The organism is Vibrio sp. 05-20-BW147 (assembly GCF_013369385.1).
GTDB lineage: Bacteria > Pseudomonadota > Gammaproteobacteria > Enterobacterales > Vibrionaceae > Vibrio > Vibrio floridensis.
Genome location: NZ_SZTO01000110.1, coordinates 1 through 563 on the forward strand (window position 1 = coordinate 1; position 563 = coordinate 563).

Annotated in this window: 2 protein-coding genes; both read left to right on the forward strand. The window is 42.6% G+C overall.

The annotated features are described in order from the left end of the window. The first annotated feature begins 164 nt into the window (after nt 1-164). Nucleotides 165-386 (forward strand): VF530 family DNA-binding protein, encoded by a 222-nt coding sequence (locus FC652_RS20305; RefSeq protein WP_017420735.1) that lies wholly within the window; start codon nt 165-167, stop codon nt 384-386. 10 nt (nt 387-396) lie between these two features. Beyond that, entirely contained in the window at nt 397-525 is a 129-nt protein-coding gene (locus tag FC652_RS20920; RefSeq protein WP_176299925.1) for a DUF3265 domain-containing protein, read from the forward strand. The last annotated feature ends 38 nt before the right edge of the window (nt 526-563 follow it).

Sequence of the window (563 nt, forward strand, 5' to 3'; positions counted from 1 at the left end):
GTTTAGGCGGCATTCACCCCTTAACGCAGCGTTATGCAAATATTCAAATCAGCCCATTTCTCAATGCCTATGTCTTAGGCTGTAGATGTAAATAAATTGGCTAACTGGTCAAAGCATTCTGGTAAACTGCGTCCAAACTAAGCGGTATTATTAGGACCAAAGCAATGAGCCAAGATCAGCCAAACAACCCTTTACATGGATTAACGTTAGAGAAAATCCTTGTTCGCTTACAAGAGCACTATGGTTGGGAAGGGTTAGACAGAGAAATTCAAATTAACTGTTTTTACAGCAATCCATCAATCAAATCTTCTCTTAAGTTTTTGCGTCGCACACAGTGGGCGAGAGACAAGGTTGAGGCTTTGTATATAGATACGTTTTGCCGTTAAGAACATTTGCATAACAAGGCGTTCAAGAGGGATTCATGCCGCGTGGCATTTTTGGTATGCGGTGAGTTTTGGTGGTGAAGGTGGTCTGCGGAATGTTGGTTTATGCGGCACTCACCCCTTAACGCGGCGTTATGCCTAAGGTGAAATTGATGATAAGGCAGCTTGATGCTAATGAAA